The organism is Chitinophagales bacterium, from assembly GCA_019694975.1.
Classification (GTDB): domain Bacteria; phylum Bacteroidota; class Bacteroidia; order Chitinophagales; family UBA10324; genus JACCZZ01.
On record JAIBAY010000006.1, the window covers coordinates 96,317 to 110,581 of the forward strand.

Consider the following 14,265-nt stretch of genomic DNA (forward strand, 5'->3'; position numbering starts at 1 on the left):
ACACATAACCGGATTGGTTACTGCCGCATATTATTCATACACATAGTGGAAGGTTCTAACTTTGTTGATTACGTAAAAATATTCTGCCGGAGCGGTCATGGCGGCGCCGGAAGCGTACACTTCAGGCATGATAAACTTACTGCCAAAGGCGGCCCTGACGGTGGTGACGGCGGAAGAGGCGGACATGTCATGCTGCGTGGCAACAAACAACTGTGGACACTGCTGCACCTTAAGTACCGCAAACATATACATGCCAAAAACGGAACGCCAGGCGGTGATGCACGGCGTACCGGAGCAAATGGCAAAGACATGCTCCTGGAAGTGCCGCTTGGCACGGTAGCGAAAGATGCAGAAACGGGAAATGTGCTTTTTGAAATTACCGGTGACGGGCAGGAAGAAATCCTGGTGAAGGGTGGTCGCGGCGGACAAGGCAACTGGCATTTCAGGAGCTCCACCAACCAGGTTCCGTTATATGCGCAGGATGGGGAATCAGGCGATGAAGGATGGAAAATCCTGGAGCTGAAACTGTTGGCAGATGTTGGGCTGGTAGGATTTCCCAATGCAGGAAAATCTACGCTGCTCTCCACCGTGAGCGCTGCCAGGCCGGAGATTGGCAATTATCCGTTTACAACACTGGTTCCCAACCTTGGCATTGTATCCTATCATAACAACCAGTCATTTGTGATGGCCGACCTTCCTGGCATTATTGAAGGTGCTCATGAAGGCCGAGGGCTTGGGCAACGGTTTTTACGGCATATAGAACGCAATAGCATGTTGTTGTTTATGGTGTCAGCCGACAGTGATGACATTAAAAAGGAGTATAAAATATTGTACAATGAACTCAAACAATATAATCCCGACCTGCTCATCAAGCCGCGGTTGCTTGCCATCACAAAGAGTGATCTGATTGATGAAGAGCTTGAAAAAATGCTGAAAAAGGAATTGCCCCGCACACTGCCGCATATTTTCATTTCTTCCTTAACCGGAAAAAATATAGACAAGCTGAAAGATAAGATCTGGAAGACTTTGAATGAGTGAGTGCTGTAGCGGCAGGTTTATCGTTTAACAGCCGTATGCTGTTGCGGATGGCTGTGCAGTCAGTTTCAGCACCTGCAGCAATCAAAAATATTACCGGACAACAAGCACCGTTCCTTTTGCTTCTATGTGTTTCTTATTGCCGTCAACCACTACTACCTGGTAAGCATAGGCTCCCTGTTGAACGATCACGCCATTTTCGCGCCCGTCCCAACCCTCATCAGGATCGGATGATGTGAAAATTTCTTTCCCCCAACGGTTGAAAACAGAAAAGGTGAAAGAGGAAACGGTTTCCATATTCAGGATGGGTTTAAAGATGTTATTGTTTCCTTCCGGCGCAAAAGCATTGGGCATATAGATCTGACTGGGCTGATTGAGACATAACGTGTTGGAGCGGCTGTGAACCGTATCAATGATGCCATTAGGGAATATCATGGAATCAATTGCTTCCACATAATAGCATGGTGTTGGTACAGGAATATTGCCTTCATTGTATTCATTCGTGGCTTCATCAAATAGTGCTACGCTGTTAAAGCCAATGCCGTCATCGCGGAACAGGTTATACCCCGTTACCGATCCATACTGAAGATACGATTCATCCCATCGCACTAAAAAACTCAGGTCGCTGAATGCATAACCGCTCAGCAGTACACTCTTGCCGATGGACGAGGTGTCGAGGTTACCACAGCTGTCACTGGCAATGATGCGGTAATAGTAACTCAGCTGGCCGGTAAGCGCTGTGGAATCCGTGTAGACATTGATGACAGAAAGATTTGCCGGCGGAAGAATGGAAGCGATCTGCGTAAACCCGGTACTGTCGAGGCTGCGCTGAATCTTGAGGCTGAATAGATCGGCGATCGGATCCACGGAATAGTAAACATTCACTTTTCCGGGCGCAACAACGGAAACATTACGGATAAATAAATCGCCGGAAGGTTGCACCACATTCAGTTTCGCGCAAAGATCATTGGAGGTGGAAGTGATGAGCGTTGCAGTTTGCGTAGCAACCACGCGGAAGCAGATCACATCACCGTCATTTAAGCTGGTAACCTGGCACGTAAGGATATTCGGCGGTAATGTCTGTATGATGTTGTAGGGTCCGCCGTTTACCGAAACCATGACATCATATTGCAGCACATCAGGCTGCCAGTGATTGTAAGCATACCAGTTAAGCGTGACGGTATTGCTGCAGCGGTCCACTTCCTGTTGCAGAAAAATAGTATGCTGCGGAAGTGAGTTGATTGGCCCGGTATTAAAACAGCTGTCTATGGATGCAAGCGTATAGCTGGCTGAATCAACATTGACGGCAGCAGTGAGGTCGGTATAGCTTGTATTATTTTTCCCATACACGGTATCGATAGGTATAAAGAGGCTGTTCGTCACCCTGTAAATAATATAACCATATGTTTCCGGCGAATTGCCCGGCTCCCACTTGATTTCAGCGGCATTATTCAGCACGGATACATACGTGATGACGGGCGGTTCAGGGTCGCTGCTGTCGAGGGTATCGGATTGCAACACGGTAAATCCCGGGCAGTTGAAGTCGCTCTCCATATAGTAATAGTACACGATGCTGCTATTGCCCACATTATCATCATAAGAGGTGGCAGCCTGATTGGTTTCAGAATAGATCAGCGTATAAGGTCCGTTCAATGCCGTGCTCCTGTAAATGTAATAGGCATTAAAAGGCCCGCAGCTATTAACCGGCGGCGTCCAGATGAGGCGCACGAAAATATTGCCATTGATGGAAACATTGGTGACACAGTCGAGCTCCGGTGCCATGATAAACTGTGCACGGAGCGGCGAAGCAGCCAGGAGGCAGCAGGAGAGGAGTAATGGCCAAATGCCGCGATGCTTTTTCATGGTTGCTGACAGGTGACGTTGTTGAACAGCTGCGTATCGGGTTTACTATGCGGAAATAATAGAAGGGCTGTCTGCCGGAACAAGATCCGGATTCCCGGCTACTACTTCCAGTATACCTTCCTGCCCGAGATATTGATTAGCCAGTCGCTGCACATCGGCCGGCGTGATCGTACGGATGGTTTGAATCAGGTTATAGAAGAAATCTTCCTTCAAGCCATACACTTCAAGACCACGCATCACTTCCGCTACATTAAAAGCGCCATCAACATCAGAAAGAAAAACGCCCAGCAGGTAATTCTTCACCAGCTGCAGTTCCTCATCGGGCACGGGTTCCAGCCTTAAACGCTCCATTTCATGATAAATTTCCTGCACCGCATTCCAGGTTACTTCTCCTCCCACTTCCGTTGTCACATACCAGTGCGCATCATGCAGGTAAGATGAGATGGAAGAATGTACACCATAACAATAACCTTTGTCTTCGCGCAGGTTCTGCATCAGCCGGCTTCCGAAGTATCCGCCAAAAATGGTGTTGAGCACCCTGAGCGCAGGATAATCCGGATGGAGTTTGTTCACCAGCATCTTGCCGATCCGGATGCCTGATTGCACGGCGTCCTTTTTGGCGGTGAACAATTTACCGATGCTGCTTTTCGCGATTGAATGACTGTAAGGTGCCGTGATATTTTCGGCAATGGATGTTTTGCCAAAATAAGATTCGAGCAGGCCGAGCAGGTGATCCGTTATTTTTCCGGCAATGATAATTTTACATGATCCGCTGCGGTATTGCGATGCATGAAATGACCGCAGCAACGATGCGTCTATCTTATCATAATCTTCGGGTGATGTGGTGTACCCCGACGGATAATTACTGCTATACAATTGTTCATTAAACGTTTTATGCGCCAGGAAATCCACCTTTTGAAGGTTTACCAGCAGCCGCTGTTTGCTGTTTTGTATATATGTGGTTAATTCCTTTTCAGGAAAAGCTGCCTCATAGATCACTTCCTGCAACAGCGGAAACAACCGGTCCAGGTGCTTGTTGAGTGTGAAGAGTGAAACCTGCGCATAATCAATGGTCGCATCTGCGGTAAGGCTGGCACCATAAAATTCAACCGATTCCGCCACTTCCTGCGCTGATTTATGTTTTGTGCCTTCCATCAGCAGTTTGCTGGTGGTGGCAGCAACAGCGCGCCGTGGTTCCTGCCAGCGGCCGGCATTAAAGATCAGCTCCACTTTAGTAACTTCCTGGCTTCCTGCATTGATACTTACCACCGGAATGCCATTGCTGAGTTGCAGCCGGTTGATGGGCGGAAGTGTAATAGATTCAATATCTCGCAGCGGCGGAGCCTGGGCCCTTTCGGTTTGGTTCATAGGCTGGTAAAAATACAAAAAAGACATTGAGCGGTGAGTAGTTGCTCATCTGCTTTGCAATTGTCCTACCGGCTCTTGTGACAGCATGGATAACGATGCCAATTGAAAAATGAGGTGGCGGTGAACAACAGGATTCCGGCAGATTTTTCAGCAATTAATTAACTATACACCGTTGAAGGCATTCATCCGGAAGCTGCCAATATCAGTATATTGCGAGATTAGCTAAGGCATTTTTTTCAACTGCCTGCATCAAAATCAGTAATGATGTTAAAGTCAATTTTTCTTGTTCTTCTTGCTCTGTGCTTACACTACATTCCGGCAGCGCATGCGCAAATTGCGGAAGGCGAACAAATACGTTTTGCCAATCCGGGCATTCAGAAATGGTATGCGGGCTGGTACATTTCACTGCAGGGCGATACTGTTCCCGGCTTCATCTACTTGTCTAACCAGGTGGACAATCAGTTACAACTGAAATATGCCACGGAAAATCCGCCTGTATCTCCGGTAAAAACCATAGTGCCGGCAGCGGCAAAGGGCTTTCGCGTGAAGGATCGTGTGTATCAGTCGCTGCTGACGGAGGCCACCAAAAATGCAGAGCCTATGTTTTTCAGAAGGATGGAATCGGGCCGGATTAACTTATATGCATGGTATGCTATTCCGATAAATGGAATGATGCAGGAAGGGAATAAGAAACGGCTTGTTACCGCCAATGATGAAAAATTTCATGAGCAGGTTTTTTATCTCCAGACAGGGGATGAACTTCCCTTCCGTGTGCCGGACAGTGAACATTTCGCGGCGGATATGAGCAGGCTGCTGGCTGACGATGAAGTGCTTGCCGGCCGCATCGCTCAGGAGATGAAGAGTTATCGTGCCACAGACATTCTCAACATTGTACAGCAATATAACAAGTGGTACAGTGATCACCACTAACAGTTACTGCAGGCGGCAATGCACTTATCAGCGGTACAGGATGAATTTTTTGGTGAAGAATTGATTTGCTGCCGTCATTTCCACGAAGTAGATACCGGCCGTTTCATTGCCCGGTATAAAATCAAAGCGATGGTTGCCCGCACTTAGATTGCCCTCCGCCAGCACCGCCACATTTTTTCCAACCACATCCCTGATGATCACCTTGCATGGCATATCCTCCGGCAGCGTGACACCAATCGTTACCCTGCCGGAAGCAGGATTCGGATAAGGATCGTACAAGACCGGCAACTCAGCAACGGATTCATCAGACTTAAGCTGATTGAAATAAACAGGCATGGGGAAGATAGTGGCATTGCTGTAATTGCGTTTTTTTGTAACGGCAAACTCCCAGTAACCATCCGGTGCAGTCATCGGTTTGCTGATGCTTCTGCCGCTGTTGGATGCAGCATGGATGTAGTAGAAAACTTTCGTTGGCGTTTGCTGTGCAGGCAGGTAAGCATAAAAGGTATCATTGGCTGCGGCAGTCATCGGCACTTCCGTATAGCCGGCGGCAGTATCCACCGACCAGAACACCGAAGCATCACTTACCCCTGAAGGTGTTTTGATTTTCGCTTCCACCAGTATAGGGCTTGCAGATACTGCCTTTTCCTGCAATGGTGCATGCGAAATCCACAGCGGATCACCGGCGGAAATTTCTTTGGTGATACAATGCACGGCACCTAATGCGGAAATGATAGGTGAATTGCCATCATCGCAGTCAATCGTCACAATTTTATAGCCGGGCATGTTTTCTTTATAGATACGGATGGCTGTTGTGTCATACTCCTGCCGGTAGGTTGGCAAGATCACGGTTTTATTCACAATCACCGAATTGGTGTAGGTGCGGTAATAAGTCTGGGGAACATATTTACCGGTAGTGCTCGGTGGCATGGGAATGCGAACAATTTTATACGGCCTTCCAAAGCAACTCAGGTAGTTATCCTGTATGTATTGAATGTTGGCTTCAATCTGCGGTCCGTCTGCCACGCCTGCCGGAAATTCTCCTACCAGCAGTGTTTCTTCATCCAGCAGCTTCATGTGCATGTCAATGTGATGGATCTCATCATAGGGAAGTGTTTCCATCAGCACATAGCGGTTGATGCCCATGTATTTCTTCAGGATAGTATCAATATCAGCAACCGATTTAACCGATGCATTGAAATCATTGCCCGGCCCGTTGTCAGTAAGGATCAGCTTGGAAGAGAAGCCGGTATTGTGGCCATCCACCATAAAATTGCCTCCTGTATGCACGAGGTCATACGGTGCCACGGTTGTCTGATAAATGGGTAAACCAATGAAAGTAGCCAGTGCTCCGGGCACTACATCATCTTTAGGCCGCGGGCGGTTGTAGATCCAGTCAATGAGTGAGAGCTGCGTTACATCGTCCTTATAAATATTCCAGGGGCCATAGTCGCGGCACCAGACAGAGTCAAATGTTTTAATCACAAACTTGATGTTCGTTAAAGGGATGCCGGCGGAAGTAAGCGTATTTTTTACGCTATTGGAATCAGTACATACGATATATACCTTGCATTCCTGCTGCGCCGCCGCCACAATTGGTTTCAGTATAGAAGTGTAGCTCGTCCAGGTTATCACCAATCCCTGTATCTCTTCCCATTCAGCCGCAGTTCTTGGTGTGAATGCAGGTGGATTTACGTCACGGATGCCTTCGGTATTGATGAGATATGTGGGAAGGAGGGCACGTTCTTCTTCAGTTATCCAGTGTGGCAGATTCTGGCTATTTGTGTTTCCGGTAATGAAAAGCAGGGATAGCGAAAGAATGGTAAATATTTTTTTCATGGCGTAATTTTTTTAATTGAAAACGGCTTTGAACAGCGCATCTAAATTAAGGAATAAATATTACTGCTGACCGTAATGGCGGTGGGCAGCGGCATAGTGGTAATGTTTCTCAGTTTTTTGAATGATAATACAGGACGGAGCAGTTATCCTCCGTAAAAATAGCCTGTGCCTGTTGTAAGATGTCGTCGGCAGTGGTATCCAGGTAATGATTCGCTTCTTCATTCACGAGGTTCGCATCACCAAGCAATTCGTAATAAGCCAGGTTCATTGCTTTATTCAGTAATTCTGTCTCAGAAAAAATGATCTGTGCTTCCACGCGGTTTTTCACCTTCACCAACTCTGTTTCGTCAATGCGTTCACCGGTAATCCTGCTGATCTCTTCATCAATCGCCTTTCCTGCCTGTTCCATTTTCACTCCTTTCACCAGTTTCCCTTCCACCACAATCAGCCCCGGATCAATAGAGCCGGTCTGATAAGCATTGATTTCGGAAAACAATTTCTTCTCTTTCACGAGAGCCTGGTAAAGCCTGCCGGATTTGCCGCCTGATAATACATCGGTGATAAGGTCGGCGGCATAGTAGCGCGGATCCATCCTCGCCGGCATGTGCCAGGTTTTATAGATCGCGTCTAACGGAACATCTGCTTTTATCGTCAGGCTCTTTAATCCGTGTTGTGCAGGTTCCTGCGGAATATTCCTGGGAGGCTTGTGACCAGCAGGAATATCACCGAACCATTTTTCTGCCAGCCGGAAAATATCATCGGCCTTCACGCAACCTGCCACCACCAGTATTGCATTGTCGGGACGATAATGCCGGTAAAAAAATGATTTCACATCACCGAGTGTTGCTTCTTCAATGTGTGATAGTTTTTTACCGATGGTAGGCCACTGATATGGATGTGTACTGTAAGAGAGTGCGCGGAGTTGATGCCAGACATCTCCATACGGCTGATTGATATAGTGTTCTTTAAATTCTTCACAAACCACTTTTCGCTGCACATCCAGTGAATGTTCGCTGAAGGCAAGTTCATTCATGCGATCCGACTCCAGCCACAAGGCGGTTTCCAGGTTTGGTGCCGGCAGCGTTTCATAATAGTTGGTAATATCGGTGGAGGTGAAGGCATTATTTTCACCGCTTGCCTTTTGCAATGGCTCATCAAATACCGGGATGTTGCGCGATCCGCCAAACATGAGGTGTTCAAACAAGTGTGCGAAGCCGGTCTGTTCCGGTGTCTCATCCCTCGAACCTACATCATACAACAGGTTGACAGCGGCAAGCGGCGTGGCGTTATCCTCATGTACAATCACCTTCAGTCCGTTTTCCAGTATGTGCTTTTGATATCCGATCATGCTCGTTGGTTGAGTGTCAAAAGTAAACAATAGGGAATAATGTCCAACGGCTACTCTTTCAGCGCTGAGGCATCACATGCCGGTTAAATGGAAAGTACGCACACTCATTCCGTATTCAGGTGAAGCTCAAAAACAGCAAGCCATGAAGGCATGCAACATTTCAACATTTACCGCCTATCTTTGTTCTTCTGTCATGCATACCGGTAAACTTTTACAACGCGCATTGGACATGCAGTTTCTTTCCATCGAGGAAGGAATGCATTTATTTGAACAGGTGCCCACTGCAGAACTGATGGCCGTGGGGCATTCATTGCGCATGCAGCAGAAGCCGGAAAAAGTGGTTACGTGGATCATCGACAGGAACGTAAACACTACCAATGTATGCATCGCCAACTGTAAGTTCTGCAACTTTTTCCGCAAGCCCGGCGCACCGGATGCATACATCACTACCATTGAGCAATACAAACAAAAAATTGACGAAACCTATCGCTTGGGCGGCGAACAGTTATTGTTACAGGGAGGCCACCATCCTGATCTCGGGCTGCGTTTTTATGTGGATCTTTTCAGGGAACTGAAATCTTTATATCCCGGGCTGAAGCTTCACTCACTCGGCCCTCCCGAAATCGCGCACATCACCAAACTTGAAAAGTCAACGCATACCGAGGTGCTGAAAGCCCTGATGGAAGCCGGCCTCGATTCATTGCCGGGTGCAGGTGCAGAAATTCTGAACGACCGTGTGCGGCGCCTTATATCCAAAGGTAAGTGCAGCGGACAGGAATGGCTGAACGTGATGCGTGCCGCTCATCAGCTGCGGCTGACCACTTCCGCCACCATGATGTTTGGACATGTGGAAACACTCTATGAACGGTTTGAGCATCTGGTATGGCTTCGGCAGGTGCAGGAAGAAAAACCTGCTGACGCAAAAGGATTCATCGCCTTTATTCCATGGCCGTTCCAGGATGAAGGCACATTGCTGAGAAAGGTGCGCGGCGTAAGGAACAGCGTGAATGGTGACGAATACATACGAATGATTGCCATGAGCCGCATCATGCTGCCGAACATAAAAAATATCCAGGCCTCCTGGCTTACTGTTGGCAAAGATATCGCCCAAATCTGCCTGCATGCAGGGGCCAACGATTTCGGATCTATCATGATTGAAGAAAATGTAGTGAGTGCCGCAGGGGCGCCACATCGTTTTACCGCCGATGGTATTCAGCAAGCCATTCGCGAAGCGGGCTATGAGCCGCGACTGCGGAATCAACAGTATGCATACCGCGAACTGCCTGCTGCTATAGAACAACAGGTGATTAATTACTGAAGCAACGGGAAGATTTTATATGGCGGGATTATTAAACAACACTTTCGCCAGCCGTGTATCATGTCCGTAAATATCCTTTCGGAAATTTAACCGCCCTTTTCGGTCAACCCACGCTGTGAAATAGGCAATAAAAACCGGAACAGGTGTCTTCAGCGAAACGGTAGTCTCCTTATTGCTGTTCATCGCAACAGCGATTTTCTCCGGTGTCCATAATGAATCATTACGCAGCAGGTACTCCGCCAGCCTTACCGGTTCACCAACCCTGATGCAGCCATGGCTGAAGGCCCGCGCCGGTTCATTGAACAGGCTCTTCGAGGGCGTATCATGCAGATAAATCGAATAGTTGTTGGGGAAAAGAAACTTGACACGGCCCAGGGAATTATTCGGCCCCGGTTTTTGACGGATGGCATAAGGGAAATTGTATCCGGAATAGTTGCTCCAGTTCACAGCGGAAGGACTGATTACTTTTCCGCCTCCCACCACTTCCATGTTATGGCTTGAGATATAGTTTGCATTTCGTTTCGCCGCCGGTAATATTTCCTTTGCAATAATACTGGCGGGAATATTCCAGTAAGGGCTGAAGACGATATACCGCATATTGTCGTTGAAAATCACGGTCTGATTGGTAACAGAACCTACCACCACATTACATTCCCACATCATGGAATCATGTTCATACACATGCAGCCTGAATTCCGGGATGTTCACCGCCAGGTAATCTCCTTCCAGTTTCGCCGGCACCCAGCGGCTGCGCTCCATGTTCACAATGATCTGCTGTATGCGCAGGCTGACAGGAATGTTCAATGCTTCTATCATCGCATTGCCGATTACACCGTCCACTGCAAGGCCGTGGCGGTCCTGGAAATTCTTCACCGCCGCTTCCAGCTGATCATCATAATGCGGGCTCAGTGTATCAGCGGTTGTCAAATCTTCCAGCAGATAAAGCCGTTTGCGGATCGTACGGATCACTTGCGAGGAATCGCCCGGTTTATAGGATTTCTTATCAGCCACAATGGTTTCCCAATCGTGCCGCTGTTCGAGCGCGTAATATTTTTTGAGTTGTGTCTTTAGCAGATCGTACTGACGGTACACCGTTTTTTGCTGCGCGAAATACGCAGGATTCGACAGCATCGAATCAAGGATGGCTACATAAGGCAACCGCTTGCGTTTAATGAACCAATCGAAATCCTTCAGTTCCTGATCACCGATGCCGCCCCATATCTCCTGTGCATACTTAAAGAAGGAAGCGGATAGCAGCAACTCTGTTTCTGTGATCACAGGGTCAACGCCTTGCATGACATAAGCGCCGCCTGACAGTGAATCATAGAGCAATTTAAGGCGGGGATGAAAGACCGTTGTATCGGTAATGCCTTCTTCGCGGTAGTTCATCAGCATGTTCATGAAATTGGCTGCCTGTTCAGCCATGCCATCATTATTGAACCAGGCAAACTGATAGTTACGCGGTTGATAAAACTTCCACAACTGATCATGCTGCGCTTTAAATTCAGGATGCGTGTCCAGGAATTGGGCGAGGGCAGCACTGTCGAGGAACAGATTATTCACACTGGCCGGTTGAATCCAGGCGCTGTCGGACTGATGCTCATCACCCGTGACGGAACGCTTACCTGTTTCCGCTCCGCATCCATATAACATTATTAATGCAGCAAAAAGGAATGACAAAGCCGGCCGGACGTGTGATATCATTGGATAAATGAATGAAGGCTAAAATTACAGAGGAATTGAAAGATGTGTTTTACAGTGAGATACTATGGCGGCAAGATATTGCATTATGACGCAGCAAAAGCTGATACCGGCACCATTCATTGTTTTATTTTCGGCGGCATCTTCCGGTCCTTCTTCCTGAACGGAAATCTTTTTTCATCCCTGAATCCAACCACGCTGATATTGCCGTTCGTCTCCAGTTTGGCGATACTCACATCGCTGATGCTTTCGAAACCGTTTTCCCGGATGGCACCTTCCAGTTCATTTTCCGTGATCTGTTCCTTGCGGATATTGGCCGATACCGCTTTACCGTGATAGATCAGCAGGACAGGATCACCTTCAATCAGCTTGCTGAATTCCCTGTTTTTATACATGAGCCGTTTGAAAAGAAAGTTTAATAAGAAAAGGGTTACGGCAGAGGCAATGCCTGCCAACAGGCTGTCCCAGTCACCATTAACCATAGCATTCTGAACAGCATTGCTGATCAGCAACAGGAATACAAGATCGGTGATGGATAACTGGCCAATCTCGCGCTTGCCGAATGCAATTATGGCAAACACCAGGAACAGGTACACACTTGCAGTAGCCAGTACCACAATCAGGTAATTCGGATGAGTGGCAGCGGATGAGAGTATATTCATCAACGGATAAGGTTTAGATGTTGCTCCCAAGTTCGGATTTATTTTGCAGTAGTCCGTCGGCGCTGCCGCATGCTGGCAGGTCAGTCAGCTTTTATGCTATCCAATACGGAGCGTATCCGGACTTGATGTTGCATTTTTGTTTACCGCAGATTACAACGGGTTCAGCATAAAATCTCATATTACAGGTGCACTGAGGTATGATGAGGCATAATCATACAGCAGGCGGCAAGTCATGAAAGATAACCGGACCCTCTTCTCCCTGTTGCTGTCGAACCTGTTTTTTACAATGCTACAGCCCGGCATTGTCGCAGGATTGATACCTGTACTGATTGTAAAAGATGAACTGCATAAATCATTCGACGTTTCATTCACATGGGTGCACTATACAGGAACAGCGTTTTTTATAACAGGCCTGATCATCCTGTTGCACTGTATCATCCGTTTTGCGGTTAAAGGCCGTGGCACGCTTTCTCCCGTTGATCCGGCTACACGGCTGGTGGTTTCAGGGCTGTATCGTTATACCCGCAATCCAATGTATGTCGGCGTCATGATGATGTTATGCGGTGAAGCCATTTTTTTCAAGTCAAACTGCCTCTGGTTTTATTCAATCATTGCCTTTGCAGCTTTTAATGCATTTATCATTTTATACGAAGAGCCGCGCCTGCGGAAAACTTTCGGGCAGGAATATGAAGCCTATCTGAACAGCACCGGCAGATGGTTCTGATGCATTGAGCCGGCCGGCAAAGCCGGTATGCGCCGTATCGCTGCATTCAATTTAACAATCCTTGAACAGCATTGAATAATTGGATTTTATTACATGAATAATTGTAGATTAGTACACAGCAACCAGTCATAAAACCTGCACATGGCAAAAAATAAAACCACGGTAACCACGGCAAGTGTAAAAGGCTATATCAATGCCGTAAAAGATGAAACCAAACGTAAAGACAGTTTCGCGCTGCTCGGGCTTTTCAAAAAAATAACCGGCATGGAACCACGGTTATGGGGTCCGTCTATCATCGGTTTTGGCAGCTATCATTACCGTTATGAAAGCGGACGGGAGGGAGATAGCCCGCTGATAGCATTTTCTCCCAGGGCAGCTGCCATCACCATATACCTTTCCGGAAATTTTGACAAGCGGGATGAATTGCTGGCGCAGCTGGGTAAGCACAAAACAGAAAAGGGATGCATCTACATCAGGAAGCTGGAAGATATCAATACCGTGATTTTGCAAAAAATGATTGCCGCTCATATACGGCATATTCAGCAACTTTATCCGTCCAAATAAATTCCGCTGTTATTGATCATGCAATTGTTTACCGCTTCATCAGTATATAAACATGCACAGCAATAAAGAATTGACGGAAAACGGGCCGAAAGCGACCGCGCGCATAGAAGCCTTCAGCGATGGTGTTTTTGCCATAGCCATCACGCTGCTGATTTTAGAACTGATTCAGATCATTCATGTAAAGGGAGCGGAAGGATTACAGGCGTTGCTGCTTGGTCACTGGGAGTCGTTACTGGCATTCATGCTCGGATTTATCACGATACTCATCTGTTGGATCAATCATCACCTGGCCTTCTGCTATATCAGCAAAACGGACAGCCACCTGATGTGGGTGAATGGTTTTGTATTGCTGGTGGTGACATTCACTCCATTTCCAACCGCCATTCTTGCCGGATACTTTGAGCGGGAGACGAACTATGCCCTTGCCTTTTTCGGGTTCAACTATTTTATGATGTCAGTAGCGGCCTACAGCCTGTGCGCCTATGTTTACTATAAAAAACTGATCGCAGACAGCAGCCGCGGTTTATTCTATCGCTTAACCCTGCTTTACGGCTGTGCGATCGTTTATACACTGATCATATTTTTTATCTGCTTTGTTTCTGTTCCTGTTGCCATCATCTGTTACTGCCTGCTGTTTGTGGTTTTTGCCTATCCGAAGGAGTTTGCGGAAAGGTTACCGGCACGAAGCAGCAGCAGCAAAGCGTGAAAGGGTGATCTGGTTGCGACTATATTACTGTTATCGGTAACTCTATTGGCGACCGTGCAGACATCAAACGGGCAGTTTAAGACAAACCAGACGACTTGACACCGCTACTCATTGACAGCAGACGCTTCAAAATAAATAATTAAAAAAACGTCAACGCACAAAAAAATAATTTGAATTTCTATGGTAGCCGCACAAAACACACTTTCA

At 47.3% G+C, this 14,265-nt stretch carries 12 protein-coding genes; 6 read left to right on the forward strand and 6 right to left on the reverse strand.

What is annotated here, in order from left to right:
* Nucleotides 1-45 precede the first annotated feature (45 nt).
* On the forward strand, nt 46-1,038 hold the full coding sequence (gene obgE / locus K1X61_12030) for a GTPase ObgE (GenBank protein MBX7109368.1): 993 nt from the start codon (nt 46-48) through the stop codon (nt 1,036-1,038).
* Between the two features lie 90 nt (nt 1,039-1,128).
* On the opposite strand, the gene K1X61_12035 is transcribed toward obgE, so the two are convergent.
* Both K1X61_12035 and K1X61_12040 read right to left on the reverse strand, forming a co-directional pair.
* Nucleotides 1,129-2,898, reverse strand: coding sequence for a gliding motility-associated C-terminal domain-containing protein (locus K1X61_12035; GenBank protein MBX7109369.1), 1,770 nt, complete (start codon nt 2,896-2,898; stop codon nt 1,129-1,131).
* A gap of 45 nt (nt 2,899-2,943) precedes the next feature.
* Entirely contained in the window at nt 2,944-4,266 is a 1,323-nt protein-coding gene (locus K1X61_12040; protein ID MBX7109370.1) for an insulinase family protein, read from the reverse strand.
* 264 nt (nt 4,267-4,530) lie between these two features.
* Between K1X61_12040 and K1X61_12045 the strand changes: the two genes are divergently transcribed.
* On the forward strand, nt 4,531-5,196 hold the full coding sequence (locus K1X61_12045; protein MBX7109371.1) for a hypothetical protein: 666 nt from the start codon (nt 4,531-4,533) through the stop codon (nt 5,194-5,196).
* Nucleotides 5,197-5,223: 27 nt separating this feature from the next.
* Here K1X61_12045 and K1X61_12050 read toward each other — a convergent pair whose 3' ends face one another.
* Together K1X61_12050 and K1X61_12055 are read right to left on the reverse strand one after the other, a co-directional pair.
* On the reverse strand, nt 5,224-7,035 hold the full coding sequence (locus K1X61_12050) for an agmatine deiminase family protein (GenBank protein MBX7109372.1): 1,812 nt from the start codon (nt 7,033-7,035) through the stop codon (nt 5,224-5,226).
* A gap of 109 nt (nt 7,036-7,144) precedes the next feature.
* The gene (locus tag K1X61_12055) at nt 7,145-8,383 is read right to left on the reverse strand and encodes an insulinase family protein (protein ID MBX7109373.1); all 1,239 of its coding nucleotides are present in this window, start codon (nt 8,381-8,383) and stop codon (nt 7,145-7,147) included.
* A 193-nt stretch (nt 8,384-8,576) separates the two neighbouring features.
* Here K1X61_12055 and mqnC point away from each other — a divergent pair, with 193 nt between their 5' ends.
* A complete protein-coding gene (mqnC, locus tag K1X61_12060) occupies nt 8,577-9,701 on the forward strand; it encodes a dehypoxanthine futalosine cyclase (GenBank protein ID MBX7109374.1) in 1,125 nt (374 codons plus the stop codon).
* A gap of 15 nt (nt 9,702-9,716) precedes the next feature.
* Here mqnC and K1X61_12065 read toward each other — a convergent pair whose 3' ends face one another.
* Both K1X61_12065 and K1X61_12070 read right to left on the reverse strand, forming a co-directional pair.
* Nucleotides 9,717-11,405: a L,D-transpeptidase family protein gene (locus K1X61_12065; GenBank protein ID MBX7109375.1), complete on the reverse strand. Its 1,689-nt coding sequence runs from the start codon at nt 11,403-11,405 to the stop codon at nt 9,717-9,719.
* A gap of 116 nt (nt 11,406-11,521) precedes the next feature.
* The gene (locus K1X61_12070) at nt 11,522-12,064 is read right to left on the reverse strand and encodes a DUF421 domain-containing protein (protein ID MBX7109376.1); all 543 of its coding nucleotides are present in this window, start codon (nt 12,062-12,064) and stop codon (nt 11,522-11,524) included.
* A gap of 232 nt (nt 12,065-12,296) precedes the next feature.
* Between K1X61_12070 and K1X61_12075 the strand changes: the two genes are divergently transcribed.
* From K1X61_12075 to K1X61_12085, 3 genes are all read left to right on the forward strand, one after another.
* Nucleotides 12,297-12,788: an isoprenylcysteine carboxylmethyltransferase family protein gene (locus K1X61_12075; protein MBX7109377.1), complete on the forward strand. Its 492-nt coding sequence runs from the start codon at nt 12,297-12,299 to the stop codon at nt 12,786-12,788.
* 141 nt (nt 12,789-12,929) lie between these two features.
* Entirely contained in the window at nt 12,930-13,352 is a 423-nt protein-coding gene (locus K1X61_12080; GenBank protein ID MBX7109378.1) for a DUF1801 domain-containing protein, read from the forward strand.
* A 52-nt stretch (nt 13,353-13,404) separates the two neighbouring features.
* Nucleotides 13,405-14,058, forward strand: coding sequence for a TMEM175 family protein (locus K1X61_12085; GenBank protein ID MBX7109379.1), 654 nt, complete (start codon nt 13,405-13,407; stop codon nt 14,056-14,058).
* The last annotated feature ends 207 nt before the right edge of the window (nt 14,059-14,265 follow it).